This window comes from Acetobacter senegalensis, assembly GCF_001499615.1.
GTDB classification, from domain to species: Bacteria; Pseudomonadota; Alphaproteobacteria; order Acetobacterales; family Acetobacteraceae; genus Acetobacter; species Acetobacter senegalensis.
Genome location: NZ_LN606600.1, coordinates 240,338 through 266,330, shown reverse-complemented (window position 1 = coordinate 266,330; position 25,993 = coordinate 240,338). Strand labels below are relative to the sequence as shown.

General features: G+C 59.6%; 21 protein-coding genes, 1 tRNA gene and 1 pseudogene. 9 read left to right on the top strand and 14 right to left on the bottom strand.

Annotation, left to right across the window (positions count from 1 at the left end; genetic code table 11):
• Window positions 1-49: 49 nt before the first annotated feature.
• The gene (tnpC, locus tag ASN_RS01125) at window positions 50-1,660 is read left to right on the top strand and encodes an IS66 family transposase (RefSeq protein WP_058986868.1); all 1,611 of its coding nucleotides are present in this window, start codon (window positions 50-52) and stop codon (window positions 1,658-1,660) included.
• 717 nt (window positions 1,661-2,377) lie between these two features.
• Here tnpC and ASN_RS01120 read toward each other — a convergent pair.
• Window positions 2,378-2,463 (bottom strand) — tRNA-Tyr (locus tag ASN_RS01120).
• A gap of 165 nt (window positions 2,464-2,628) precedes the next feature.
• Between ASN_RS01120 and panB the strand changes: the two genes are divergently transcribed.
• A complete protein-coding gene (gene panB / locus ASN_RS01115; RefSeq protein ID WP_058986969.1) occupies window positions 2,629-3,444 on the top strand; it encodes a 3-methyl-2-oxobutanoate hydroxymethyltransferase in 816 nt (271 codons plus the stop codon).
• Window positions 3,445-3,532: 88 nt separating this feature from the next.
• On the opposite strand, the gene ASN_RS01110 is transcribed toward panB, so the two are convergent.
• Window positions 3,533-4,624, bottom strand: coding sequence for an NADH:flavin oxidoreductase/NADH oxidase (locus ASN_RS01110; protein WP_058986968.1), 1,092 nt, complete (start codon window positions 4,622-4,624; stop codon window positions 3,533-3,535).
• Window positions 4,625-4,720: 96 nt separating this feature from the next.
• On the opposite strand from ASN_RS01110, the gene ASN_RS01105 reads away from it, so the two are divergent.
• On the top strand, window positions 4,721-5,059 hold the full coding sequence (locus ASN_RS01105) for an ArsR/SmtB family transcription factor (RefSeq protein ID WP_058986967.1): 339 nt from the start codon (window positions 4,721-4,723) through the stop codon (window positions 5,057-5,059).
• Window positions 5,060-5,109: 50 nt separating this feature from the next.
• Here ASN_RS01105 and ASN_RS01100 read toward each other — a convergent pair whose 3' ends face one another.
• The 7 genes from ASN_RS01100 to argH all read right to left on the bottom strand — a co-directional run bounded on the left by ASN_RS01100 (window position 5,110) and on the right by argH (window position 14,130).
• Entirely contained in the window at window positions 5,110-6,093 is a 984-nt protein-coding gene (locus ASN_RS01100; protein ID WP_058986966.1) for a zinc-dependent alcohol dehydrogenase family protein, read from the bottom strand.
• Window positions 6,094-6,168: 75 nt separating this feature from the next.
• The gene (locus ASN_RS01095; RefSeq protein WP_231948316.1) at window positions 6,169-7,062 is read right to left on the bottom strand and encodes a trypsin-like serine peptidase; all 894 of its coding nucleotides are present in this window, start codon (window positions 7,060-7,062) and stop codon (window positions 6,169-6,171) included.
• A complete protein-coding gene (galE, locus tag ASN_RS01090; RefSeq protein ID WP_058986965.1) occupies window positions 7,052-8,038 on the bottom strand; it encodes a UDP-glucose 4-epimerase GalE in 987 nt (328 codons plus the stop codon). Before galE ends, ASN_RS01095 begins: the two co-directional genes overlap by 11 nt.
• Window positions 8,039-8,120: 82 nt before the next feature.
• A complete protein-coding gene (locus ASN_RS01085) occupies window positions 8,121-10,952 on the bottom strand; it encodes a DUF4175 domain-containing protein (protein WP_058986964.1) in 2,832 nt (943 codons plus the stop codon).
• Entirely contained in the window at window positions 10,949-12,292 is a 1,344-nt protein-coding gene (gene lysA / locus ASN_RS01080) for a diaminopimelate decarboxylase (protein WP_058986963.1), read from the bottom strand. Before lysA ends, ASN_RS01085 begins: the two co-directional genes overlap by 4 nt.
• A 212-nt stretch (window positions 12,293-12,504) precedes the next feature.
• A complete protein-coding gene (locus tag ASN_RS19800) occupies window positions 12,505-12,645 on the bottom strand; it encodes a hypothetical protein (protein WP_166443778.1) in 141 nt (46 codons plus the stop codon).
• 21 nt (window positions 12,646-12,666) lie between these two features.
• Window positions 12,667-14,130 carry an argininosuccinate lyase gene (gene argH, locus ASN_RS01075; protein ID WP_058986962.1) on the bottom strand — a complete coding sequence of 488 codons (1,464 nt, stop codon included), beginning with the start codon at window positions 14,128-14,130 and terminating at the stop codon, window positions 12,667-12,669.
• Window positions 14,131-14,341: 211 nt separating this feature from the next.
• Between argH and ASN_RS01070 the strand changes: the two genes are divergently transcribed.
• From ASN_RS01070 to ASN_RS01045, 6 genes and pseudogenes are all read left to right on the top strand, one after another.
• Window positions 14,342-14,665, top strand: a complete 324-nt coding sequence (locus ASN_RS01070) for a hypothetical protein (RefSeq protein ID WP_039903225.1) — start codon at window positions 14,342-14,344, stop codon at window positions 14,663-14,665.
• A 552-nt stretch (window positions 14,666-15,217) separates the two neighbouring features.
• Window positions 15,218-16,024 (top strand): N-formylglutamate amidohydrolase, encoded by an 807-nt coding sequence (locus tag ASN_RS01065; protein ID WP_099048332.1) that lies wholly within the window; start codon window positions 15,218-15,220, stop codon window positions 16,022-16,024.
• Complete coding sequence (locus ASN_RS01060) at window positions 16,021-16,890, top strand: shikimate dehydrogenase (RefSeq protein ID WP_058986960.1); 870 nt, start codon at window positions 16,021-16,023, stop codon at window positions 16,888-16,890. Before ASN_RS01065 ends, ASN_RS01060 begins: the two co-directional genes overlap by 4 nt.
• Before the next feature lie 41 nt (window positions 16,891-16,931).
• Window positions 16,932-17,519 (top strand): dephospho-CoA kinase, encoded by a 588-nt coding sequence (gene coaE, locus ASN_RS01055; RefSeq protein ID WP_006557235.1) that lies wholly within the window; start codon window positions 16,932-16,934, stop codon window positions 17,517-17,519.
• Window positions 17,516-18,189: pseudogene (gene dnaQ, locus ASN_RS01050) on the top strand (DNA polymerase III subunit epsilon). The gene coaE and the pseudogene dnaQ overlap by 4 nt, the downstream one beginning before the upstream one ends.
• A 150-nt stretch (window positions 18,190-18,339) precedes the next feature.
• Window positions 18,340-18,837, top strand: coding sequence for a hypothetical protein (locus ASN_RS01045; protein WP_058986959.1), 498 nt, complete (start codon window positions 18,340-18,342; stop codon window positions 18,835-18,837).
• A 112-nt stretch (window positions 18,838-18,949) separates the two neighbouring features.
• Here the strand turns inward: ASN_RS01045 and ASN_RS01040 are convergent, their stop codons facing one another.
• The 5 genes from ASN_RS01040 to ASN_RS01020 form a co-directional block, all read right to left on the bottom strand.
• On the bottom strand, window positions 18,950-20,260 hold the full coding sequence (locus ASN_RS01040) for an alkaline phosphatase family protein (protein WP_058986958.1): 1,311 nt from the start codon (window positions 20,258-20,260) through the stop codon (window positions 18,950-18,952).
• A gap of 279 nt (window positions 20,261-20,539) precedes the next feature.
• Window positions 20,540-21,655 (bottom strand): glycosyltransferase family 4 protein, encoded by a 1,116-nt coding sequence (locus ASN_RS01035; RefSeq protein ID WP_058986957.1) that lies wholly within the window; start codon window positions 21,653-21,655, stop codon window positions 20,540-20,542.
• 11 nt (window positions 21,656-21,666) lie between these two features.
• Window positions 21,667-23,796 carry a heparinase II/III family protein gene (locus tag ASN_RS01030; protein WP_058986956.1) on the bottom strand — a complete coding sequence of 710 codons (2,130 nt, stop codon included), beginning with the start codon at window positions 23,794-23,796 and terminating at the stop codon, window positions 21,667-21,669.
• Between the two features lie 81 nt (window positions 23,797-23,877).
• Window positions 23,878-24,552, bottom strand: coding sequence for a ribulose-phosphate 3-epimerase (rpe, locus tag ASN_RS01025; RefSeq protein WP_058989034.1), 675 nt, complete (start codon window positions 24,550-24,552; stop codon window positions 23,878-23,880).
• Between the two features lie 81 nt (window positions 24,553-24,633).
• On the bottom strand, window positions 24,634-25,965 hold the full coding sequence (locus ASN_RS01020; RefSeq protein WP_058986955.1) for an RsmB/NOP family class I SAM-dependent RNA methyltransferase: 1,332 nt from the start codon (window positions 25,963-25,965) through the stop codon (window positions 24,634-24,636).
• Window positions 25,966-25,993: the final 28 nt, after the last annotated feature.

The window sequence follows — 25,993 nt, the reverse complement described above, 5'->3', positions numbered from 1 at the left end:
TCGTGTAGAACCTTTTGAATTTTCTTAGATTTTCTGCTATTTTTTCATAATGACGCCTGCACCCGTGGTCCTGCCTGATGATCCGGATATCCTGAGGGAAATGATTGTTTCCCTGCAGACCGAAGTGGCCCGGCTTTCTGCGTCGGCCCGTGCGTATGAGGCTCTTGTCCAGTCTCTCAAAATCCGGATCGCACGCCTTCAGAAACAGAAATTCGGGGCCAGTTCAGAAAAGATAGACCGTGAGATTGAACAGCTCGAACTGCTCCTTGAAGATGTAAAAATCGCCATCGCGGCAGCCGATCCTTCTCCTGATATCAGGGAGCATGATGTCAGCGATGATGCAGTCTCTCCCCCACGGCAGCGTGGCAAACCACAGGTTTCTGACACGACACCACGGGAGCGTATTGTTCTCGACCCGGGTGAGGCCTGTCCTGCCTGTGGCGGTCCTCTGCGTCTTGTAGGCGAAGATGTCACCGAAATACTGGACTTTATTGCGGCAAAACTGAAAGTTGTCGAAACGGCACGGCTGAAGAAATCCTGCCGCCATTGCGAAACGATGGTGCAGCCTGAAGCACCGTCGCGCCCTGTTCCACGGGGGATGGCTGGCCCCGGGCTTCTGGCCCATATCCTGGTCTCGAAATTCGATGACCATATCCCGCTTTATCGTCAGAACGAGATCTTTGCCCGTCAGGGTGTGGACATTCCCCGTTCAACCCTGATCGACTGGTGTGGTCAGGCCGTTGCCGTTCTGCGTCCTCTCACAGATCTGATCCGTCAGGATGTCGTAAAGGCAGACCTGCTGCATGCCGATGATACACCCATCCAGGTTCTTGATTCCCGTCTGCGCCAGGCTGGGAAACCACGTGGTGTGAAGGAAGGGCGGATCTGGACCTATCTGCGCGATCCCCGCCCCTGGGGCGGGAGTGATCCGCCCGCCGTGGCCTACTGGTTCTCTCCCGATCGCAAGGGGATCAATCCCCAGACCCATCTGGCACAGTTCCGGGGCATTCTGCAGGCTGACGCCTACGCGGGGTTCAGGGATCTGTATAAACCCGATGCAACGGGAACCGTGCATGTGCGCGAAGCGGCCTGCTGGGCTCATCTCCGCAGGGCCTTCCATGATGTCTGGAAGGGCAGTGATTCGACAATCGCAAGGGAAGCACTCGAGCAGATCGGGGAACTCTACGATATCGAGCGGCAGCTCACCGGGTCTCCTGCTCCGTATCGTCTGGCTGTCCGACAGGAAAAAAGCCGCCCTCGTGTCACAGCATTCCACGCATGGTGCGAAACACAGCTCGCCCGTATCCCTGGCAAGGGGGAACTGGCAAAAGCAATCCGTTATGCGCTCAACCGGTGGGCAGCCTTTACCCTCTTCCTCGAAGATGGTCGTGTTGCCATCGACAACAATCCTGCCGAACGGGCCATACGACCGGTATGCGTCGGGCGGAAAAACTATCTGTTTGCCGGTTCAGACGCCGGGGGCGACAACATCGCTGATGCCATGACGCTTATCGAAAGCGCAAAACTTTCAGGCCTCAACCCGCACGATTACCTCGCCGATGTTCTCGCCCGCATCAACGAACACAAGATCAACCGCCTCCACGAATTGTTGCCATGGAACTGGCAACCCGCGAATACGCTTCACAAAAAGGCCGCATAATCAAGGCGGCACAGAACGGCCGGTTACCCTTTAACATTATTTCCCGTCTCCTCTTTTTGGGTTCTATGAGAACGCGGGACGGGGGAGTTAATGTTGAGATATCCAACAGGAAGCTATTTGAAAAATCAGCAGTTGAACGCTGGAAAGTCGTTTTTAAGGTTGAAACGATGGATAGAAGGTTTGTTGATGCAGGATTGGCAGGATAGGAAACCAACATATCAGTCCTCACAGAACCGTCGGGCAGACTGAACAGACTTTTCAGGTTGCCTCTGCCCCGTATGTTGGCTGTTCAGGCTCTGTTTAAGAATGGGCTTAGATTATTGAGTGGCGCAATCCGGGCCGCCATTTGAGGCACATAGTGCTTGGCGATGAACTCTCAGATTTAAGGTTCTTAATTAACGCGGCTTGCATGCGTAATCTCGCCTGAGACTGTCGTCGTGGTAAGTCCGTGCGATGTCTTTGTTCGATCTTTCGAGCGGTAGGTGGACGACGAGGGCGATGTCGTGTGCCTGAGGATCAGTAGAAGAGGCGCAACAACGCTTTCCGGGCACGCGTTTCTATCCCGTTCAAGCCTCGCATCAGAGAGGCGCTGTTGCGAACGAGTCTGCGCTATCTTCGCATATGGGCAAAGGCTACCAACAGGCAGCGACCGACACGGAAGACGCAAAGGCTAACCGCTATCTTTAACGAAATGATTTTTCGAGATTTTAGGAAAAATGGTGGAAGGGGTTGGATTCGAACCAACGTAGGCGTACGCCAGCGGATTTACAGTCCGCCCCCTTTAGCCACTCGGGCACCCTTCCGACTTGTTGAGGAGTGAACTAAAGGCAGGGGGGAGCATTGTCAATGGCCTGTTTTCATTCTCTTTCCTCTTTCTCCAAAAAACTTTGTCTTGAGCGGCTGGACAGAGTGTCGGCTTCTCGGTGATGGTGCGGGGATTGCTGATTTTTTGAGCGGGAGAAACTTTTTTGAGCAAACATGTTGCGGCCAAACGGCATACTCCGCGCTCGCTGGCGGCGTTGGAAACGCCTGTTGTGGCCCTGACGGCCTACACAACCCCCATGGCCAAACTGCTGGACCCACATTGTGATCTTCTGCTGGTGGGAGATTCGCTGGGAATGGTTGTGTACGGCATGGACTCAACATTGGGCGTCAGCACGGACATGATGATTGCCCATGGGCAGGCCGTGGTGCGTGGCAGCCAGCAGGCGTGCGTGGCAATTGATCTGCCCTTTGGCACTTACCAGCAAAGCCCGCAGCAGGCGTTTCAGACATCTGCCGGGATCATGGCGCGAACAGGAGCGGGATGCGTCAAGCTGGAAGGGGGCGTGGAAATGGCGGAAACCATCCATTTCCTCACCCAGCGCGGTATTCCGGTCATTGGGCACATTGGTCTCAAACCGCAGGCCGTGCATACGCATGGCGGCTTCCGGACCGTTGGGCGAGGGGATGAGGCCGAGCAGATCATGCAGGATGCACAGGCCGTGGCAGAGGCCGGAGCGTTTGCCATTGTGATTGAAAGCACCATGGAGCCGGTAGCGCGCGCCATTAGCGAGGCCGTGCCCGTGTTGACCATTGGCATAGGCGCATCACCAGCATGTGGCGGGCAGGTGCTTGTGGGCGAGGATATGCTCGGTCTGTTTTCTGATTTCACGCCCCGCTTTGTAAAGCGGTTCGGAAATCTGGGCGCAGAAGTAGATAAGGCTGCTGCTGCCTATGCAAAAGCGGTGCGTAGCCGTGAATTTCCGGGGCCCGAACAGTGTGTGGGGATGCCCAAGGGCTAAGTTAAGATCAGAGCCATGCCGGGGAAGAAAGTTTCACCGGCATGGCTCTGGGATGTCGCTCTGTCAGAGCACAGCGGAAGGCGTGCGGTTACTGGTAGCGCGCCAGCCACCAGCCGTAAGATTTTGGCAGCAGAGCGGGGGCTTCCTTGTTATGTACGGCGCGCGCTGCGGCATAAGGCCAGTGCGGGTTAGCCAGCAGGGGCCGCCCGATGGAAACCATCTCCAGGCCGCCGGTGCGGATTAAAGCATCGGCCTGCCTGCCTTCACTAATGTACCAGGATGTGGAAACAGGAAGGCCAGTTTCCTCACCCACGCGCCGTGCCCATGGGCCCATGAACGCCGGACCCCACGGAATTTTGGCTTCCGGTGTAGAAAAGCCGATGCTGACATCCAGAAAATCCAGTCCTGACGCACGAAGTTTCTGAAGAAGGCTGATGGAGTCCCGGAATGTTTCTTCATCCCGGCCATCAAATTCAATGACCCCAAAGCGGGCGGAAAGTGGCAGATTGTCTGGCCAGACCGTTTTGACGGCTTCCAGTGTTTCAATAAGAAAGCGCGCACGATTATCCGCGGACCCACCATACTGATCTGTCCGTTGGTTGGAATGGGCGGAAAAGAAACTTTGCGCCAGATACCCATGGGCAAAATGCAGCATAAGCCACTGGAAACCGGCATCCCGTGCACGTTCTGCGGCTTTGACAAAATCGGCTTTCACGCGTGCAATATCATCCAGCGTCATCTCGTGGGGCACGCGGGGAAGGTTGGCCCCGAAGGCAACGGGGGAGGGAGCAATGGTCTGCCAACTGCGGGGATCATTTTCCGGAATATGATCATCGCCTTCCCACGGCACATTCGCGCTAGCTTTGCGGCCTGCATGGGCAATCTGGATTCCGGGCACGGCTCCCGCCTTGCGGATGCTTTCCACAATGGGAGCAAAGGCGGCAGCCTGTTCATCATTCCACAAGCCAAGGCAGCCCGGCGTGATGCGCCCTTCCGGAGAAACCGCAGTGGCTTCCACCACCACAAGGCCGGAACCACCACGCGCCAGAGAGGCATAATGCACACTATGCCAATCATTCGGTACCCCGTTCTGCGCCATATACTGGCACATGGGGGCTACCATGATGCGGTTGCGTAGCGTGATGTCCTTGAGGGTATAGGAGTCGAAAAGACCAGCCATGAAAAACACCTTTTGTTGGACTCATTCTGGGGAATGTATAGTTCGACTATAATCGAACTATTGAAACCTGCAAGAGGCTGACAGTAAGGAGACGGTATGAAGCAATATGAGCATCCTCCGGCTGACGCTTTTGAACTAACGGCAGTCCTGCACGCATTGGCGGACCCGTATCGTCTGTTCGTGGTGCGCAGCCTGGCGCAGGTTCAGCCTCAGCCCTGCGCGCCGCTACAGGCCGGTCGGCCCAAATCCTCTACCTCTCATCACTTTATGGTGCTGCGGAAGGCGGGGATTGTGCGGACGGAGGTAGTGGGCACCGCCCACATGAACAGTCTGCGTGATGCTGAACTGGAGGCCCGCTTTCCCGGTTTGTTGGTTTCCGTGCTGAATGCGGCCGAAAATATACCGTTAGAGGCTTGCGCTCAGCCCGCTTCCTGACAAGCGTGAGCCGTGAGCCGTGAGCCGTGAGCCGTGAGCCGTGAGCCGTGTTAGGGCACCAGCACGGCAGCACCATCAAACCGACCATGTCGCAGATCATCCAGGGCTTTGTTGGCGTCTTTCAGGGCATAGGGCGTGGTGGTTGTGTGAATCCCGATTTTGGGTGCAAGCGAGAGAAAATCCAGCCCGTCCTGACGCGTGAGGTTGGCCACGGACACGATCTCCCGTTCCTCCCACAAACTATCATAGGAGAACGCAGGAATTTCGCTCATATGAATACCTGCGCACACCACCTTGCCGCCTTTGCGCAGGGTTTTCAGTGCGGCGGGCACCAGACTGCCAACGGGTGCGAAAATAATGGTGGCATCCAACTGTTCCGGGGGGAGTTCATCCGAGCCTCCGGCCCAGCTTGCGCCAAGTTCGCGGGCAAAATCCTGCGTTTTGGTATCGCCGGGGCGTGTGAAGGCGAAAACCTTCTTTTTCTGCCGCACCAGAACCTGCGCAATAATGTGAGCCGCTGCACCAAAACCGTATAGCCCGACCTTCTGCGCATCACCGGTTTTGATCAGAGACCGCCACCCGATCAGCCCAGCGCACAATAGCGGGGCTACTTCCACGTCTGATCCCTCTTCCCCTAACGGAAAGGCGAAGCGGGCATCTGCTACGGCTTGCGTAGCGTAACCGCCATCACGCGTGTAACCGGTAAAAACGGGATGGTCACACAGGTTTTCATGGTGGCTGTCACAATACGGGCAATGCCCGCACGTATGGCCTAGCCACGGAATGCCCACACGCTGGCCAATGGCCAGAGAGGATACGCCGATGCCAAGCGCATCAACACGCCCGACAATTTCGTGCCCCGGTGTTATGGGCAGTTTGGGGTGTGTCAGGTCTCCATCCACCACATGCAGATCTGTGCGGCAGACACCACAGGCCAGAACCTTGACCCTGATTTCGCCTGGTCCAGGCGTAAGATCCGGCAATTCCTCCCATTGCAAAGGGGTGCCGGGTTTGTGCAGGCGCATGGCAAACATGGGACAGAGAACCTCCCTTATGCGAATAATTGCCTTATTTGTCTCATGAAAAGCAGGTCGTGTCCTTGATCCTGCTCATTGCTGTGCTGATGGGCTGTTTAGCAGGGGGACGGCGCGGCCCCCGGCCTGTTGGGTACTGGCCTGCACCTGAACGCCAAGAACCTGCCAGCCACCCTGCGTTTGTGTCAGAACGGGTGCGCCACTGCTGCCATGGGTGCCCGCGCAATCATGTGTAAACAATGTATGCCCGCCCAGATCCTGTGAAAGGCCAGTGATATGGCAGGCCAGATCCGCGGTGATGATGTCGGGCTGATTCTGCTCGTAGCCGCCCAGCATGATCGGCGTGCCGGGGGCGATATCGGCCGGTCCCGCGGTGACATGAAACACGTCATCCGGTTTGGCGACGGGATGATCGAGCACCAGTGTGGCGTGATCCAATCCGGCGGTGCGGGCCTCCTCGGCTGTGGTGTAACCGGGTGGGATCATCACCCGCACCACGCGGGCATGGGCAATGTAATGATCTCCACTATAAGCGCGCAGGAAGTGCACGCTGGTTGGGCGGATAAATCGTGCAGTGGGAGAAAGCCACAGGCAATGGGCAGCGGTTTCCACCAGCACAGGGCTGATCAGAAAACCTGTGCACCGGCTCCCCAGTTCGGTTTGCACCCGGCCGATGGCGGACCATGGCATCTGGGTTGTATCTACTCGTTGGCGAGGATCTTCAGGCCCGACGCCGGGTAGGTGGGTACGATAGGCAGGCCCTTCAGCATGGGCCGCAGAAAGTGAGGGTCCTAGCAGAAACATTCCGGCAACGGCGGCCCGCGCAGCAGAAAAGGTAAGCCAGAAGAGGAAGGTGCCGGAAGAGGCTGAAAACCGGAGGGGCCGGTTTTCAGCCGGTAGGCAGGCAGCAGAAAAATACGGCCTGCCATTAAAAAAGGCTGAGAGGAAAAGGCGGGTTTTACGCGCCATAGCCCTGCGGGTGGACCTTGCGCCAAGCGTAGGCGGTTTCCACAATCCGGTCGATATCGGTGAATTCAGGAGCCCAGCCCGTGGCGTCCATCAGGCGCGCGGGGCTGGCCACCAGGCATGGAGGGTCACCCGGGCGACGATCACCCGCCTTCCACGGCACGTCCAACCCGGTGACGCGTGCCACACTTTCAATGATCTCACGGTTGGAGTTGCCGCGCCCTGTTCCCACGTTGAAGGTCACGCTTTTTTCGTTCAAGAGTGGTAGAACCGCCAGATGGGCGCGGGCAAGGTCGGTGACATGCACATAATCCCGAATGCAGGTACCATCCGGGGTAGGGTAGTCCTGTCCGAACAACGTAAGCGCAGGGCGGCGTTGCAGGGCGGCGTCAATCACCAGCGGGATCAGGTGCGTTTCCGGCCGGTGATCTTCCCCAGCGCGGCCAGCCGGGTCTGCCCCTGCCGCGTTGAAGTAACGCAGGCATGCACTTTTTAGCCCATGGATGCGGTCTGCCCAGTAAAGAGCGCGTTCCACCATGTATTTGCTCTCACCATAAGGCGAGCCGGGGTCTACGGGGGTGTCTTCACTGATGGGGGCATCCCCCGCAGAACCGAACAGGGCGGCGGTGGAGGAGAACACAAACCGTTTGATACCGTGACGCACGCAGGCATCAATCAGGCCGAACCCGATGCCCGCATTGGCGGACATATACAGCATGGGGTCCTGCATGCTTTCGCCAACCAGAGAGAGGGCGGCAAAATGGAGCACGCCGTCCCACGGGCCTTCCGCCAGAACCTTGTTCAGGCAGTCCAGATCAGCCAGATCTCCGTGAACAAAGCTGGCCTGTGCTGGCACAGCCGCCCGGTGGCCGGTGCGTAGGCTGTCAAACACCACAACGTCATGCCCGTCATCCAGCAAGGCAAGAACAACGTGGCTGCCAACATATCCGGCGCCACCGGTCACAAGAAAACGGGCCATGAAAGACGATACTCACATCTATGAAAAAGATGGCGGAACCTTAAGGTATTTCACAGCCAAGGCGCAAGCAGCCTTCACGCCGTCAGAACGGTTTCAGAAGCCTGTCCAGATAGTCCAGTTCCTGCTGGGGGCGGGTGCGGTCTGAATCACGGCGGCGCAGTTCCTGCTCAATTTCGCGCGCACGCTGGCGGGCGACGTTATCGGGCACGTGCGTACCATCATCCGGGGTCTGATCTCCGCCTTCACCAAGACGGCGACCCAGCGGGTCACGCTTGCCTTTCTGCTGGTCCTGTTCGTCACTCTCGTCCGTATCGTCGGAGGGGGTGGAACCATCATCACCGCTGCTGGCGCTGCCCTGCCCCTGCTGGCCATCACCGTCGCCGCTACTGCCAAAGCCGGGAATAAAGCTGGGGGCACTGCTTTTGCCATCGCCTTTCATGGCGTCCTGCATCTGCTGGCGGCCTTTGCGCAGGGCCTCCAGCGCTTTTTCCTGCGCCGTGGCTGCTGCTGAATCTTCTCCATCGCTCAATGCCGTGCGGGCGTCCTTCATGCTCTTTCGGGCATCATCAAAAGCGGGTGGCGTTTTGCCTGTCAGTTCCTTGAATTCATCTTTCAGTTCGTCCAGTGCCCGTTCCAGCGCGTGCTGGGTGGCGCGGTCCGTCCGGCGGGCGGCAGCCTGCTCTTCCGCTTTTGCCGGGTCGATCATCGTCTGCGCGGAAGGTTCCTGTTGTGTCGGCGAAGGCTGGCCGGGGTGAGGGGGGGCACCACCCGGAGGCCCGTCCTGCTGGTCCGTGCCGGGAGGGACAGGCAGGCCGAGCTTACGGAGAAGCTCGGAGGTAGACATGCTGCCGTAATCCTGATCCCCATCACCGCCATCATCTTCCAGCGCGTTCTGCTGCCGGGCCTGCGCGCGCAGTACCTCATCCAGTCGGGATTGCGCGTGGTCCAGCAGGGAGGTTTGCTTGCTGGTGAGGTCTCTGAGCGCGGCGGCCTGTTCACGCGCCTTCTGCTGCGCCACCATCTGGCGGGCAAGGGCGGCCATGTCCTGCGGGGTGGCGTTGCGCATCCGCTCCGTGGCGTCTTCCATCTGTTGCAGGCGCTCCAGCGCATCGCCCGAACGGCCATTGGCGGCATCATTCTGCAACTGCTTCATCAGCTTGGAAAACGCCTTGTCCCCCGCGCGGGAGAGGCCGGGCAGATCAGGAATGGCGGTGTGGTCCCGTAAGGCTTGGGCGGCAAGCGCCTGCATCTTGCGGGCAATGGCGTTTTTCAGGGCTTTCAGCCGCTCTTCCAGTTCCTCACGCGCCTGCTGATCCTGTTTTCCGTCCTCACGCATGTGGCGGAGTTGCTGTGCGACAGCAGCCTGAGCAGCTCGGGCATCAATCGAGGCCTGTGCGGACGCATCATCCCCGTTGCGCCGGTCCTCAATATCCAGCGCCAGATCCCACATCAGACCAACGGCCCCGGTCCGGGCAGTTTCATCGCTGATATCAGCATTGTCCAGCATGGCGACAATGCTGGTGAGGTTCAGGAACATGCCCGTATGATCATTGATCGGGCCGGGTGTTTCACCAAGGGCGGCGAGGTCCGTTGCCGTGCCGCTGCGGCTTTCACGCTCCAGCGCATAGCGTTTGCGCAGATCCAGCACCGCGCGCGCCACCGGCGAATGGAAGACGCGCGCCCCAAGCCGGAATGTGACGCTCTGGCTTTTGCCTTCATGTCCGCTGATGGACTGGGCAACCACCCGGCCCGTGACGTCCTCTCCGGCCCAGGGGTCTTCTGACAGGTCTGGTGAGACAACGCCTTTTACGGATTTGGGATGACCGGAAAGCGGAAGTGGAACGGTGAGGTTACGCGCAGGGCCGCGCCCCGGATGAACCAGATGCAACTGTACGGAGAGAGAAGCCAGCCCATAGGCATGTGCGGCCTCATAGGGCAGGCGGGTGCGCCAGTCTCCTTTGCCTGCGCCGGGGTTGGGCCCCCATTTGGCCGTGGGCGCGGCATCAGGCAATACGGTTACTGGCCACTGGGCCAGAGTGCGCCCCCGGCCTGCCAGCCGGATGACGCCGGTGTGGTCAAGGGTAACTTCCAGTTTCCAGTTTCCAGCATCAAGCCTTTGGCGGGCTTCATCCTTGAGCACCATGCCATTTGCGCCATGCACAACCGGATGCGTGGAAAGCCCGGTGACAATGGCTGTCAGCCGAGCTCCTTCCGGCACGCTGGGTGCCGTGCGCCCGTTGCCCAGAAAGACAGGGGCATCTGGTGCATAGGCGGGAGGGGTAATCCATGCCTCCACGTGTGGCATGGGAACGTTCGGGTCATCCCGGCCGGGAATGAAGGCGGCCAGAATACGGCCCGGTGCGGTAGGGCCAGCGACAATGCCCGCAGAAACCAGTGCCAGAAGGAGGGCACCAGCGGCAGCGCGGCGGTAAGCTGTTGCGGGAAGCAGGTTGGGCCAGCCTGCCCGCAGGGTGCCAAGAGAGGCCAGAATCCGCTGCTGGTGCGCCTGCCACAGTGACAGCGTACCATCATCCACAGCCCCGGCGGGTTTGTCTGTCAGGGTGGCAAGGGGCTGGTTGCGCAAGCCGGAGGCACGTTCAATGCGCCGGTCCACCGCGTAGCGGGAAGGGGAGCGGAGAGCAGAAAGGTCACGCTGCAACCGCCAGCCGCACAGGCTGAGCCAGCCCGCAACCACCACCAGCCGCAGGCCATCGGGCAGGTGTTGGGGCAACCGAAGCAGGCCAGCCAGACAATAAAGGCCCAAAAGCCCGGCTGTGGGCTGAAGAGCAGGCCATAGACGTTCCACCCGCAGCACAAGGGCCGCGTGTTTGCGGGCAGAGGCAAGCCGCGCGGCCAGCGCGCCGTCCTGCGCCGTGGTGGAGGCCAGATCGTGTTTCAGATCACCTGTCTTCATACGGTCCCGGCGAGATGGGAGGGCACAATTTCATCCTGCCATAGTTCTTCAACAGTCTGCCTGCTGCGGATAACCTGCCATGTTCCATTGTCCACCAGCACTTCCGCCGCCAGTGGGCGGCTGTTGTAGGTGGAACTCATAACCGCACCATAAGCGCCCGTGTCCAGAATAGCTATGCGGGAACCGCGCTGCATGGGGGGCAGCAGACGGTCCCGTGCAAAGGTATCACCACTTTCACACACCGGGCCAACAACATGCGCGTGGGCCGCGGGCAAAGCGGCCTCATGCGCGCTGAGCGGCACAATGCCATGCCATGCATCATACATGCTGGGGCGCAACAGATCATTCATGGCGGTATCCAACACCAGAAATGGCGCTTCGTTTCCGCGTGCCTTGTGCAGGATGACGCTTCCCAACAGCACACCCGCCGGGCCGATGGGCCAGCGGCCCGGCTCAATGGCCAGACGCACGTTCAGATGCCCAAGCTCCGCCTTAATGGCTCCGGCCAAGGCTTCCGGCTGGCCCTCAGGCTCATTGCGGTAGGAAATGCCAAGACCGCCGCCGCAATCAATGACTTCCACCGTTTGGCCCGCAGCACGGACGGTCTGCACCAACTCCGCTATGCGTGCATAGGCGGCGCGATAAGGGGCGGTGGAGAGAATCTGACTGCCAATATGGGTGGAAAACCCCACGGCCCGGATGCCGGGCAGGCTGGCTGCGTGCGCGTAGAGAGAGGCCGCATCATGAAACGGAATGCCAAATTTGTTCGCCGCCAGCCCCGTGGTGATCTTGGCATGGGTTTTGGCATCCACGTCCGGGTTGACGCGCAGGGTTATGGTGGCGGTGCGGCCCAGCTTTTGGGCAATGGCGGAAATAACATCCAGTTCTTCCGCACTTTCCACATTGATCTGGCCCACGCCCAGCCCAATGGCCTGTTCCAGTTCCGCGTCTGTTTTTCCCACGCCAGAGAACACAATCCGTTCGGCTGGCATGCCAGCCTTTATGGCACGGGCCAGTTCTCCGCCGCTGACAATATCCGCACCAAACCCCTCGGCGCGGAGAAGAGACAGAATGGCCAGATGATCATTGGCTTTCACGGCGTAATGGATGGCGACATCCAGCCCGGCCTGCTGCATGGCAGACTGCATACGGTGCATACGGCTGCGGAGCGTGTTCCCGCCAATCACCCAGCAGGGCGTACCCACGGCATCGGCTATGGCGTTCAGGGGCACGCCTTCCAGCATCAGGCCGCTATGAACATCCATTTTCAGGTGCGGATGCGTGGCCAGAAGCTCTGCAACGGAAGGGTCTGCATCAGTATAGGGAAGAACGTCGGCCATTGGATGAGGGAAGCCTTGAAGTCGAATAAGAAACTGCGGCTTCTGTCAGAATGCCGCAGCGTGGGAGAACGGAACAGCACAGCGATATTCCCGGCATACATACCGTTTTTGGTATGTATGCCGGAAGTATCACCCCGGATCATGCCAGACTCACCTGCCTTTGCCCATGGTGCAGTGGGTGGAAGGCAATGGCAGGCAGTGTTTTTTCAGGCTTAATCGTTCGGCGGATAAGTCCGTGGGTAGGTAATCCTGTCCGATGGGCCGGGCGCATGGGGCGAGCCCTTCTTGCCGCATCCGCTCAAAGGCAGGGCAAGAAGAACAAGCGCCAGAAAGCCCAAGGTGAAGCGTGTCATGCCTGTGGCGTCCTTTCCGGGCTATTTGGCCGCGCTATTTGCTGAGGTGGAAGGTGCATCCGCCGCAAGGGCTTCCTGCCATTTCCGGGCTTCCCGCAGAACATTGGTGGAGGCGGTGCCCCCCTCGCTGGTGCGGGAGGCAATGGAGGCCTCAACAGTCAGAACGGAATAGATGTCATCCGTAATGCCCGGTTCTTCCGCCTGCATTTCAGCCAGAGAAAGATCCGCCAGATCAACGCCCTTTTCTTCAGCCTTGGCGACCAGACGACCTGTTACATGGTGTGCAGTGCGGAAAGGCACCTTGAGCACCCGTACCAGCCAGTCCGCAATGTCTGTGGCCGTGGAGTAACCCGAGCCTGCCAGAGCCCGCATCTGCTTTGTGTTGGCCGTCATGTCTCTGATCATGCCGTCACAGGCGGCAAGGGACAGGGTGGCGGCATCGGTCGCAGCAAAAACGGGTTCTTTGTCTTCCTGCATGTCCTTCGCGTAGGCCAGCGGCAGGCCTTTCATCACCGTCAGCAGGCTGACAAGGCTGCCGGTAATGCGGCCCGTTTTGGCGCGTACCAGTTCGGCAGCATCCGGGTTGCGCTTCTGCGGCATGATGGAGGAGCCGGTGGTGAACGCATCGGACAGGCGGATGAAGGAGAAGGGAGAAGAACACCAGATAACAATCTCTTCCGCCAGCCGGGAGAGATGCATGGCCATGATGGACAGCGCGGACAGATATTCCAGCGCAAAATCTCGATCAGACACGGAATCGAGCGAATTGGCGGTCGGGCGGTCAAAGCCCAGCAGGCCAGCGGTCATGCTGCGGTCAATGGGGAAGGACGTTCCCGCCAGCGCGGCGGACCCCAGTGGGCATTCGTTCAGGCGTTTGCGCGTATCAGCCAGACGGCCCCGGTCACGCGCCAGCATTTCCACATAGGCCATGAGGTGATGGCCAAACGTGACAGGCTGCGCGGTTTGCAGATGCGTGAAGCCGGGCATGGGGTCTGCGGCGTGTTCTTCTGCACGGCGGGCAAGGGCCCGCATCAGGGAGGCCACCTGCTGGTCCACCCCGTCAATAGCGTCACGCACCCACAGGCGGAAATCTGTCGCTACCTGATCGTTACGGGAGCGGGCAGTATGCAGGCGTTTGCCAGCCTCGCCAATCCGGTCGGACAGGCGCGCTTCGATATTCATGTGAATATCTTCCAGCGCTTCTGAAAATTCAAACCGGCCCGCTTCAATATCCTGCCCGATGGCGGTCAGACCATTGCGGATGGCAGTTTCATCATCCTTGGAGATGATGCCCACATGCGCCAGCATGGCCGCATGGGCGAGTGATCCCGCAATATCCTGTTTCCACAGGGCTTTATCAAAGCTGATGGAGGCGTTGATGGCCTGCATGATCTCTGAAGGGCCAACGGCAAAGCGGCCGCCCCATTGCATGTTGGCATCTTTCTGTGATGCGGTTTCTGTCTTGCTTGCGCTGCTCAGAGACATGTCATGCCCCAACCCGTGTCCTTAAACCTGATACGAAAGCACGCACCCTACTGATGCGTGCCCTGTGGCGCAAACGCTAGACGCAGGGCATGATGCATTCCAAGCCTGTTGTGGGGGCGGGGCTGCCCTGTTGCGCGGAATGGTTTCTGCCCGGCAGGAGAGGCCGTATCCTCCGCAGGAACAAGGACTTGAATTTCAGGAGCTTCTTATAATGACTGCCACAAAAAACCTTGAAACCTTTGGTGTGATTGATCCGGGCACCAACATCCTGCTTGAAGTGATTCGCTCCCCCAGCGCTATTGAAGCCGTAAAGCGGCTGGAAGAAAAAATGCGGGGCGCGGAGTATGTGGCATCTCGCACCTATGCGCAGGGCGGGGAAGAATCGCTCAACGGCACGGACCCCGTTTATTGGGTCTATACGCTTGACGACTCCGGCCTGGACGCCGAAGGGCTGACCCGTGATGATGCCGGTCTGGTGCGTGAAAGCGCCGATGAAGTAGGCGTATTTGTCTCTTCCCCCAAAGCCACCAGCTAAGAGGCTGCGCGTAGCGCGTCTGCCCTATCGGGCGGATGGGAATTTTGCGTCTGTCTACTTAATCGGACGGCAGGCGCAAAATAAGGAGCATTTTTCGGACGAATCTTGTGAGGCGTCCGGTTCAGAATGAGAATGACGGAGGGCGTAGCTTAACGCCTTTCACCGCAAGAACGTAGCGGAAAGCGGATACCCAGTTATGGTTGCCCTGCTCTCGCGTATGGCGGCGGGGTGGATGACCTTCTCAGGTAACGGGATCAGTCGTTCAAGTGGGGGCGAGTTTTGACCGAACTTTAGGGGCAAGGTTGAGTAGGGCCACGTTTGAAAGGCGCCTTGTGATCGGCACCCGCGAGGAGAGCACCGGCAGGGAAGACCTTTCGGGACGATCATTCTGAAAGGGTTGGCTGTTCAGAGCTGGTTTGTTCCGGACTACCCCTTTCGGGAAGAATGGATTTTCCTTGCTGGTGGTGTCTGCTAACGCCGCCATCAGTATGCGGGTTGCGGCAGAGTGATAGTGAAAGAGCTGGATTGAGAGAGGGCATGACGGGCGAGGCAATGACGGACGAGAAGGAAGCGCCCTGCGTGGCAGTTTACGGAACGGATGGCGGCGGCCCGTTTGTGTTGGTCAGCGATCATGCTGGCCGGGCTGTGCCTTCTTATCTGGGTGATCTGGGCGTGAGCGCCGAAGACCGCGCCCGCCATATTGGCTGGGATATTGGTATAGACGGTGTGGGGCGCGCTCTGGCGCAGAAGCTTCAGGCTGTGCTGATAGAACAGGTTTATTCGCGGTTGGTGATTGATTGTAACCGCGCGCCCGGTCATCCCACCTCCATTGTCAAAATCAGTGATGGCACACCAGTTCCAGCCAACCATGCGCTTACGGCGGAGCAGATTGCGTATCGGGAAGATACCATTCTCCATCCTTACCATGCGCGGATTACGCAGGAGCTGGATGCGCGGCTAAAGGCCGGGCGACCGACTGTGGTGGTGGCGCTGCATAGTTTTACACCGGAAATGGGCGGCCTGAAGCGTCCGTGGCAGGTAGGGTTACTTCATAATCATGACAACCGGCTGGCCGTTCTTCTGATGGAACTGTTGCGCAAGGAAGGGCTGACCGTAGGCGATAATGAGCCTTACGCCCTGACCGATACCTCTGATTACACGGTTCCCACACATGGAGAAAAACGGCAGTTACCCCATGTGGAAATTGAAATCCGGCAGGATCTGATCGATCACCCCGCCGGGCAGGAGGAGTGGGCCGCACGGCTGGCGCGGTTGCTGCCGCAGGCATGGGCGCTCTTCTGCCAGACCTATGGGGTAACACCCGGCGCGCAAGCTGATGCGGAAGGGGCTATGGCATGACCGCACACCCGAAAATGCCTCCTGTGCCTCGCCAAATTCTGACAGGCAAAGCCCGGCTGGCTGGCGTGCTGGGCTGGCCCGTTTCGCACTCACGCTCACCCGCGCTGCATAATTACTGGCTTTCCCGTTATCAGATTGATGGCGCGTATGTGCCCTTGCCTGTGGAGCCCGCCCATTTTGTGCAGGCGGTGCGGGGGTTGCAGGCCGTGGGGTTTAGAGGGGCTAACGTGACCCTTCCTCACAAGGAAGCAGCATATGCCATAGCGGATGATCTGGATCATTCCGCGCTGCGTGCCGGGGCTGTGAATACGCTGGTGTTTCAGCCGGATGGGCGTATTCGCGGGGTCTCCACGGATGGGGATGGTTTTGTAGCCAGCATGGAAGCGGAAGGACTGGCCCCCAAAGGGCGTGCCCTTCTGCTCGGGGCGGGTGGTGCGGCCCGCTCGGTCGCCGCAGCGTTGCAGGATTATGGCATGGAGGTGGCTGTGACCAACCGTACGGCGGAGCGCGCGGAAAAACTGGCCGAGGCTCTGCCCGGACTGGGCGTGGTGCCGTGGTCCGTGTGGGAGGAGCAGCTTGGTGCGTATACCCTGCTGGTCAACACCACATCCCTTGGTATGGAAGGCGGACCGGACCCGATGTTCCGGCCCAGCCTGCGCCATGCCGCTCGCCATCTGGTGGTGGCGGATATTGTTTATGTACCGCGCCTGACACCTTTGCTGGCCGAGGCGGAACAGCACCGCCTCAAAACGCTGGGTGGGTTGGGAATGCTGTTGCATCAGGCGCGTCTGGGCTTTCGGGAATGGTTCGGGCACGACCCGGAAGTGGATGCTGATCTGGAAGCCTACGTGCGCGCCAGCGTCTGAGCGGAACAAAGGCAGGGCAAGACGTGCGTACGCATCGGGGCATGCATATTCTGGGGCTTACAGGCGGCATGGGCATGGGCAAAAGCACCGTGGCCACCATGTTGAAAAAAGCGGGGCTGCCTGTTTTTGATTCGGATGAGACCGTGCGCCGCCTGCAGGCCGATCATGGTCCTGCATTGCCTGCCATAGCCAGACTGGTGCCGGATGCCGTGCAGAATGGGCGGTTGGATCGTGCGGTGTTGCGGCGCGCTGTTACAGGCAATCCGGGATTGTTGAAGCAGCTTGAACGGGTGATTCACCCCATGGTATGGGCAGCCCGTAACCGTTTTCTGGCCCACTATCGGCGTGTCGGCACGCCGTGGGTGGTGCTGGATGTGCCCCTGCTGTTTGAGACAGGGGGCCAGAAAATGTGTGATCATGTTCTGGTGGTCTCCGCTCCTGCCCGGGTGCAGGCGGCGCGTGTGGCGCGGCGGCGCGGGGTGCCTATGGCCGAAGCCCGAAAGCTGATTGCACGCCAGATGCCGGACGCCAGAAAACGGCGGCTGGCTGACACAGTGATAGAAACAGGCGTGGCGCTGCCCGAAACCAGACGGCAGGTGCGCTGCTTACTCAAGGCATTGAAGCAATGAAACGTTCCATCCTGTTTGATACGGAAACCACCGGCCTTGATCCGGCCACCGGGGACAGGGTGATTGAAATTGCAGCGGTGGAACTGGTGGGGGACCTGCCCACCGGCAAAAATTTTCGTGTGCTGATAGACCCCGAGCGTGACGTGCCGGAAGAAGCATCCCGCGTGCATGGGTTCACGGCGGCGGATCTGGAAGGGCAGCCCAAATTTGCCGAAATTGCAGATGAGTTTCTGGCCTTTATTGGCGATGATCCGCTGATTGCCCACAACGCACGTTTTGACTTTGGCTTTTTGAATGCGGAACTGAAGCGCGCGGGCTACAAGCCGCTGGATATGGCGCGGATGGTGGATACGCTGGACATGGCGCGGGAACGTTTTCCCGGCATGCCCAACAGTCTGGATGCGCTTTGCCGCCGCTTTGGTGTGGATCTGTCTGCCCGAACCACACATAATGCGCTGCTGGACTGCAAGCTGCTGGCTGATGTGTATCTGGAGCTGATGGGCGGCCGTCAGCACGGGCTGGGGCTGGTGGCGGATGGTGAGCAGGCCCCCTCCGTCACATATGAAGGCCCGGCTCAGCGCCGCGTGGTGCGCGTTGTGCCCACGGCGGAGGAACTGGCGGCACACCCGCGTTTGTTGCCAAGATCAAAGAACCCGTGTGGAACGCGTAACGGTTTCCTGCTTCAGTTTTTAAAAAACTGTGGTCATTTGTTGAGTCTGCCATGTTTCTTCTTTCTGGAAAACATGGCACAACAAACAGACGCTGCCTCTGGACCCCCGGAAATTTTGCGGCCCGTCTGTTTGAAGTAAGGAGCCTCTTGATGCGCTCTGCATCTGTTCGCGTTGTTGCTGCCTTGGCCCTGTGCGGCTCGTGGTCCCTTACCGCGTGTGCCCAGTCTCCGCTGGGACCTGTAACCGGCGAGGTTTCTTTCCACACACGTTCTGCTGATCTGGGTCTGGGCTACACATGGGGAACCGGGGTGCTGACCTACGGTGGCCGCACATATCCTTTTTCCGTCAAGGGTGCTTCTGCCGCAGCGGTTGGTTATTCCTCGGGTGATAGCGTCGGCAAGGTGTACAACCTTCAGCGGATTGAAGATTTTCAGGGCACTTTCTGGGCGCTTTCAGGCGAGGCCACGGTGGGTCGCGGTGTAAGCGGCGTGCTGATGGAAAATGATAACGGCGTGCGCATCCGGCTGGATTATACCCGCAGCGGAGCCCGCTTTGCTGCGTCTCCTTCCCGTTTGACCGTCCGTCTGCTCAAGCCGTCCAAGCCCGCTACGGAGAGTGCACACCCGGCCCCCGGTGCGCATTCCTGATCGGTTTTACAGTTTTCGGCTGATATTTCAGGCAGCCCTATAAAAAAGCCCGAACACCGGATGGTGGTCGGGCTTTTTCTGTTTCAGGAGCCGGATCGTTGTCCGGACTGGTTTACTGCGCTTGCGTTGAGGGGGTGAGCACAGATTCAAAGGGCTTCAGGTTGCCGTCACTCGGGTTGGCGGGAATATGCAGAAGCGCCATGACAAGGGAATAGACATCCACGTTGTCAAACGGAGGCAGAACCTGATGCGGCTTGAAGTCAGGGCCGTGCGCAACAAAAAGAGCGCTCATATCCGGCAGGGCAGGATCATACCCATGTTCCCCACGAATGGGGGCTTTTGACGCATCGGGCGTGGTTTCCAGAATAACCCACCCCTGCTGGGCAAGGCAGATATAGGCGGGAACACGCGGGTTTGTGCCGTAGTGGAAGCGGGCGGGGAGAGCCTCCTTTTTCCAGCATTCCATATGGTCATGCGGGCGCAGCAATGCTTTTTCCAGCTTTGCCTGCTTACCGGGAAGGGGATCAACCCCGGCATAGGCCCCGCCAGTAACCCATCTGTAGCTGGAAGTGGGCGCAACCTTGTCCATTTCAATAATTTGGCCGTTGCCCACACTGGCCATGCCGTGGTCAGCCACAACAATGATATCGGCAGGAATGTGACGCTTCTTCAGACCGTCCACCAGACGGCCAATTCCCGCATCCACATCCTGAAGCGCTGCGTTGACCTCGGGAGACTCCGGCCCGAAATGATGGCCCGCCGTATCAACCACGTTAAAATACAGGGTTGAAAAATGCGGACGCTTTTCTGCCGGGGCATCATACCAGGAGAGCAGTTTGTCCACGCGGTCCGTGTCAGACATCTTGTAGTCAAAGGGCAACCATTCATCGGGCCGCGTATCATGCACGGCACTTTCAGAGCCGGGCCAGAACAATGTCCCCACATTCAGGCCATGCTGCTTGGCTGTGACCCAGATCGGGTCGGCCTCACTCCACCAGAAGGAATCCGTGCTCCGCATGGTGAATTTCTGGTCGGGATGGTCCGGATCATAAAAGGTGTTGCCAACAATCCCGTGGTGATCGGGCCGCAGGCCCGTGACCAGCGTATAATGATTGGGGAATGTGATGGAGGGGAAAGACGGATGCATGCCCTCCGTGGTTACGCCATCTTGCGCCAGAGCCTGAATATGGGGTGTCAGCCCGCGGGATAAATAGTCCGCACGGAACCCATCCAGAGATACCAGAATAACGGCAGGCGGTCCCTGCCAGGCAGTGGAGGATGTGGGGGAGGAAGCACAGCCACTGGTGAGCGCCAGAAGAGCCGCGCCTAACAGGCTTGGAAGGAATTTTTTCATGGAGGCAAGTGTAACAGTGCCACCCGTGGCGCTACAGATATTATTGCGCGATGGGTACGACATTTTCATGACATGTCTGACGAAATGGCCAGATGAAAATGGTCACACAAGCGGCGATGGCGGGCTCACTTCGCTGTATCGTTGCTATGGGGGGCAAGGACTATTGTGGTTGGTAAGTAAGAGGCTGATTGAGCTGCTGACCGTTGAGAGTGCCGGGTCTTTCTGAAGTAGGTGAGGGAGAGAACGCGGCTCTAAAAGCGTAGTCGCGTGTTTTCTGGCAAAACACAGCGTATTTCGCTGCAAAAGATGCGCCAGACCATTCTGGCGTGCTTTTTAAACGGTCTCTTGTCAGGCCGTCTCTGTCAGAAGGCGCACCGTTCTGGTCAGCACGACACGCTCGTCAAACAGGGCGAGGGCACGCGCGCGGGCGGCGGTGCCCATCTGAGCCCGAAGCGCGGCGTTCTGTGTGAGGATACGCAAAGCCTCAGCTAGTCGGGTCGCGTTGGCGGGAGGAACCAGTAGGCCCGTTACGTTCTGCACCACCTGTTCGCGCGGGCCGCGGATATCGGTGCTGACCACGGGCAGTTCTGTCAGCATGGCCTCAATGATGGACATGGGCAGCCCCTCAAAGTGGCTGGGTAGCGTAAAGATATCAGCCGCAGCCAGAAGGGCGGGAATATCCGTGCGGTAGCCAAGGCATTTCAAGCGCGGGCCGAGGGCAATGCGGGCCTGTTCAAAACAGGTATCCAGCATGCTGCCATGGTCGGACGGCAGGCGCTCCCCTACCACCCAGAGTTCTGCCTGCGGCACGGCGCGCATGGCTTCCAGCAATTCCGGATAGCCTTTGTGGCGCACCAGGCGGGAGACAACAATAATAACGGGTGTATGCTCTGATGTGCCCACTTCCTGCCGGATACGTGCGCGCGCGGCATCATCAGGGCGGAAGCGTGTACTGTCCCGCCCGTTACCAACGGCGATGGGGTGCGGATGAATATGGAGACGGCGTGCGTCCTCAGCTTCTTCCTGTGACACTGTCAGGAAAATATCCGTGACATGCCCGCAGAGTTTTTCCAGCACCAATGCCAGAATACGGCGTGCGTGCGAGCCGGGCTGATTGAACAGAAACCCATGGCATGTGTAGGCAATACGCGGCACGCCGCATAGCTTGGCTGCCAGCCGTGCCAGCACGCCGCTTATGGGCATGTGTGCGTGGACTAGATCAGGCTTTTCGCGCCGTATGAGGCGGACAAGCGCCAGAAAGGCGCGGGCCTGCGCCAAGGGGGAAAAGGACCGCGCAAACGGCAGAGCCTTCACCCGGAAACCTTCCGCGCGCGGCTGGGCAAGAAGAGGGCCTTCCGCGCAGACCCCCACCACATCATGGCCGTCTTCCCGCAAGGCGCGCATCAGCGGCAGCAGGAAATGGGTGAGTGAAAAATCGACGTTCGTGATTTCCAGAATTTTCACGACACCACGACTTATTCACTCACCAGAGACAATGCCCAGCGGATAGGCGGGCAGAGCGGTGGTTGCAACGCGGCTTGCGGCGTCAAGCTGGAAGGGGCAGAAACCGGCTCCGCGCTGGAGGCGCGAGCGGCTTCTGCCTTTCTGGCCTGCCGTGCCGCAGCGGCTTCTGCCGCAGGGGTGCGGTTCTGTTCGGCAAACAGGGATTCCGCCATGCTCGCGGTGTTCTGCCGTGGTGTGTAATGCAGATGCGCAACCCCGGCGAGCAGAGAGGGCACGCTGTCGGCGGGAGGAGGATCACGCATGATCGGTGCGTATTCATCCTCTTCTTCCGGCAGGGGAGACTGCTCGGCCGCAGGCTCTTCCTGCAAGGGCGGAAGGGGCTCTTCTTCTTCCGGCAAAGGGGGGAGAGAGGCGTCTTCCTGTGGGGGAACGCTCGGCTCTTCTGGTATGAAAGGGGGAGCGTCGTTGGCCGTGTCCTGTGGCTCCAGAACGCCCGTGTCTTCGGCCACTGGTAAGGGGTTAACCGCGTGTTCTGTTGCCGCGTCCTCACCGTTTTCCACGGCAGCGGCGCTTTCTTCTTCCACGGGCGGCGGTTCTGGCTCAGGGGGCAGCGTGGGGAACAGAACAATCTGGAGCGTTGCCACCCGTTCCGGGCCACCCAGATACACGCTCTCTTCTACGCTTGCGTGAGCATCTGACTGGAAGAGCCAGCTTTCTTCCTGCGTATAAAGCAGAAAACCATTTTCTACCTGCTCAACCATAACTTCGGGGTGCAGATGGAACCTGACACAGAAATCTGCCCGCGTGCCGCCATGCAGCGTTTCCTCACCCCGAAGGGTCTGGCCATCCTTGCCCAGATAAAGCTGGCGGGAATAGAGGCCACCGCCTTGTGGCTGATAGCCATCATGCGTCATTTGCAGCCAGTGCGCGCCATCCTGCGTAACATGGGTGCGGGTGATTTTTGGCCGTTTGATAACGGCCCCCGTGGCGTCAACCACCATGGGGGAGATATCTGCAAATTCCAGCACGGAATGCGCTGCCGCCTGCCGCAACGCCTGAGCCCATCCGCGCTGGGTGCTGGCACCACAATTAACAATCAGGCGTTGCCTGCCAGACGAGAATTCAAAGGATAACATGCCCGCGTGGGCGGTTTTGTCATGCCCTGGCGCGGCAGGGGCACCTGCATCTACAAGCAGCAGAGCACGCCCACTGGCCAACCGCAGGAAGCCAGTCTCCGGCAGGCTTGCGGCCAGAACGCGACTGCGGGAGGCCCGGTTGAGCACATGTTCCACCAGCAGGGGGTTTTGTTCCGCACTGCCGTTAAACAGCATCAGCCCGCCGTCTCCATGGCGCATGGCGCGCAGGGCGGGAGCAGCGCGGTTTGCCGCTTCCATTAGAGTGGTGGGGAGCGGCAGGCGCGCCAGTTGAAGGATGCTGAGCATTTCAGCCAGTTCACGCACAGCCTGAAACTGGTCTTCCGGGCAGCGGGTTACGGGGCCACCATCCGGCAGAAACTGCTCGCTGATAGCGTTATCTATCAACCGGAGATAGCGGGAGAGAAATTCCGGCTGATCTGGAATGGCGACAGCAACGGCAAGCAGGCCTTTCAGGGCGGTCAGCGCATGCCAGCCTTGTACCTCTTCGGGCATGAGAGCCATGATGGAGCGGGCTTCCATCATGAGAGCCGCCATCAGGGATTTCCGAAATCCGTCATCAGCGGCGGCGGCAAAAAATTCGTAATAGGACAGCCACGCAGCCAGACGTGCGCCGGTAATGGACGGGTCGGAAATGGGGCGGTCGGCCGCAGGCATGGCAATCCATGTTGCCACTAGACTGCGCGCTTTGATGCGGGCGGATTCTGCCCCCAGTTCTCGCAGATCCCGCAGCCAGACAAAGCTTTGCAGCCATCTGCGGTAGGCATCCGGCCATGCAGGATTATCCCACTGCCGATGTTGCAGGTTGCGGAGCTCGCCTTGAAAAAGCGTCTGGTTGCGCACCAGTTTTTCGCCCACAATTGCATCACCGGGCCATGGGTCCCGCAAGGTCTGGGCCGGGCCTTCCGGCACACGGCCAAAGCCGCCCAAGGGATTACGCATGGCGTAGGCAAGGCGGGCGGTTCGGGTCCAGCGGCGCAGGGGCATCAGATGGTGGGTGCTCCGGGGCTAGAGGTGATCTGACTGCGGGGGTTCAGAATAAACGCCCCACAAGACGAAAAAGAAGGTTCAGGATACGGTAATTTCTGGCCGTAATGCGGCAATGGCGGCGCTGTAATCCGGTTGGGCGTAAATGGCGCTGCCTGCAATCAGCACGTCTGCCCCTGCCGCAATGGCCTGATGCGCTGTGTGAGAATCGATCCCGCCATCCACTGCCAGCCGGATATCCCGTCCACTTTCCGCAATCATCTGGCGGAGGCGACGGATTTTGGGCAACTGGCTGGACAGGAATTTCTGGCCGCCAAAGCCGGGGTTCACGGTCATGACCAGAATAACGTCCACCATATCCAGAATTTCGCTTATCGCTTCCGGCGGCGTGGCAGGGCAGAGCACAATGCCCGGCTTGGCACCCAACGCACGGATCTGCTGGAGGGAGCGGTGTGCATGCGGTCCGGCTTCAATATGGATGAGAATATGATCGGCCCCGGCCTTGGCAAAGGCTTCCAGATACGGGTCCGCCGGTTCAATCATCAGGTGCACGTCAAAGGGCAAAGCGGTGCGGGGGCGCAGCGCTTTGACAATTTGCGGGCCGAAGGAAATGTTGGGCACAAAATGCCCGTCCATCACATCCAGATGGATCCAGTCCGCTCCGGCTTTGATAACGGCGTCAACTTCTTCACCCAGGCGGGCGAAGTCAGCGGCAAGGATACTGGGGGCAATGAGCGGGCGCGTTAAGGAAGTCATAAGACTGGTTATCCGCAATCCCGCCGTGCCGCGCAACTCCGTTGAGTGGGGTTTTCACGTCTTTTCTGCGTTGTGATGGTATCACGCTTTGGGCAACGTAAACCGGGCCGCAAAAAAGCCATCCATTCCGCCTTTGTCAGCCCACTGGCCGGGATGCGTGCGCAGCCAGCCTTCCGGCGTTAGCGCTTCGGTTAGAAAAGGCAGTTCTTCTGGCGTGAAGGGTGAAGGTTCCAGCCCCATGGCCGCTGCCGCACGGGCGCGAGCGGGCCCTTCTTCCTCTTGCAGCGAGCATACGGCGTAGATCAGCCGCCCACCCGGTTTGAGCATGGCTTTTGCTGCCGCCAGAAGACGATCCTGCCCGGCGGTCAGGGCTGTAAGGTCGCGCGGGCGTTTGACCCACAGCACATCCGGGTGGCGGCGTGCCGTGCCTGTGGCGGAGCAGGGGGCATCCAGCAGAATGGCGTCAAACAGGGCGTCCGGTTTCCATGTGGCGGCATCGGCCTGCACAATCTCTACGGGGTAGGACAGGCGCGTCAGATTTTCACGCAGGCGGGTCATGCGGTTGGCGTTCTGTTCAACCGCAGTCACGCTGGCACCTGTTGCAGCAAGCTGGGCGGTTTTGCCGCCCGGTGCGGCGCACAGATCCGCCACGCTTTCACCCGGCTGGGCGTTCAGCAGGCGGGCGGGGAGCGTTGCAGCGGCATCCTGCACCCAGAATGCCCCTTCCTCATACCCCGGCAGTTCGGTCACGCGCGTCCCGGCGGGGAACCGCACAGATCCGTTGGGCAGAACTTCTCCGCCTTCAGGCACAGGTGCGCCGGGGCGTAGCGTGATATCCAGCGGCGCTTCCTGACTGATGCCACGGGCAATGGCGCGCGGCACACCTTTGCCGAGGGTGCTCCATGAACTCCACAGCCATGCGGGAATATCCAGCCGTGCCTGATCAAGCCCTTCAAGCAGGGCCGGGCCCTGATCAGCCACCTTGCGCAATACGGCGTTAGCCAAGCCTGCAAAGGGAGCCAGCTTGCGGCGGCGCAACAGAGAGACGGTGGTGCCTACTGCGGCATGGGGTGGTGTTTCAAGAAACAGCAGTTGGGCGCAGCCCATCATCAGCGCCACGCGTACAGGTTCCGGCGGTTCCTTACGCAGAAATGGCTCCAGCACGATACGCAATGTGCCCATATGGCGCAGCGTGGCGGCAGCCAGACGATGTGCCGCGGCCCGGTCACGTGGTGGGGCGTCATGCTCCGAAGCCGAGCGTGAGAGGCTGTTTTCCAGCATGCGGCGGTGTTCCACCACGCCGCACAGGATATCAAAGGCCACATCCCGCGTCGGATCAGCAGGCTGAGGGGCGTTTCCCGGGCGGGAAGCGCCGCGCTGTCTGGGTTTGCGGGGGCGGGATTCTGCTGTCATCAACTCACTATCAGGTCTGGCTATCGGG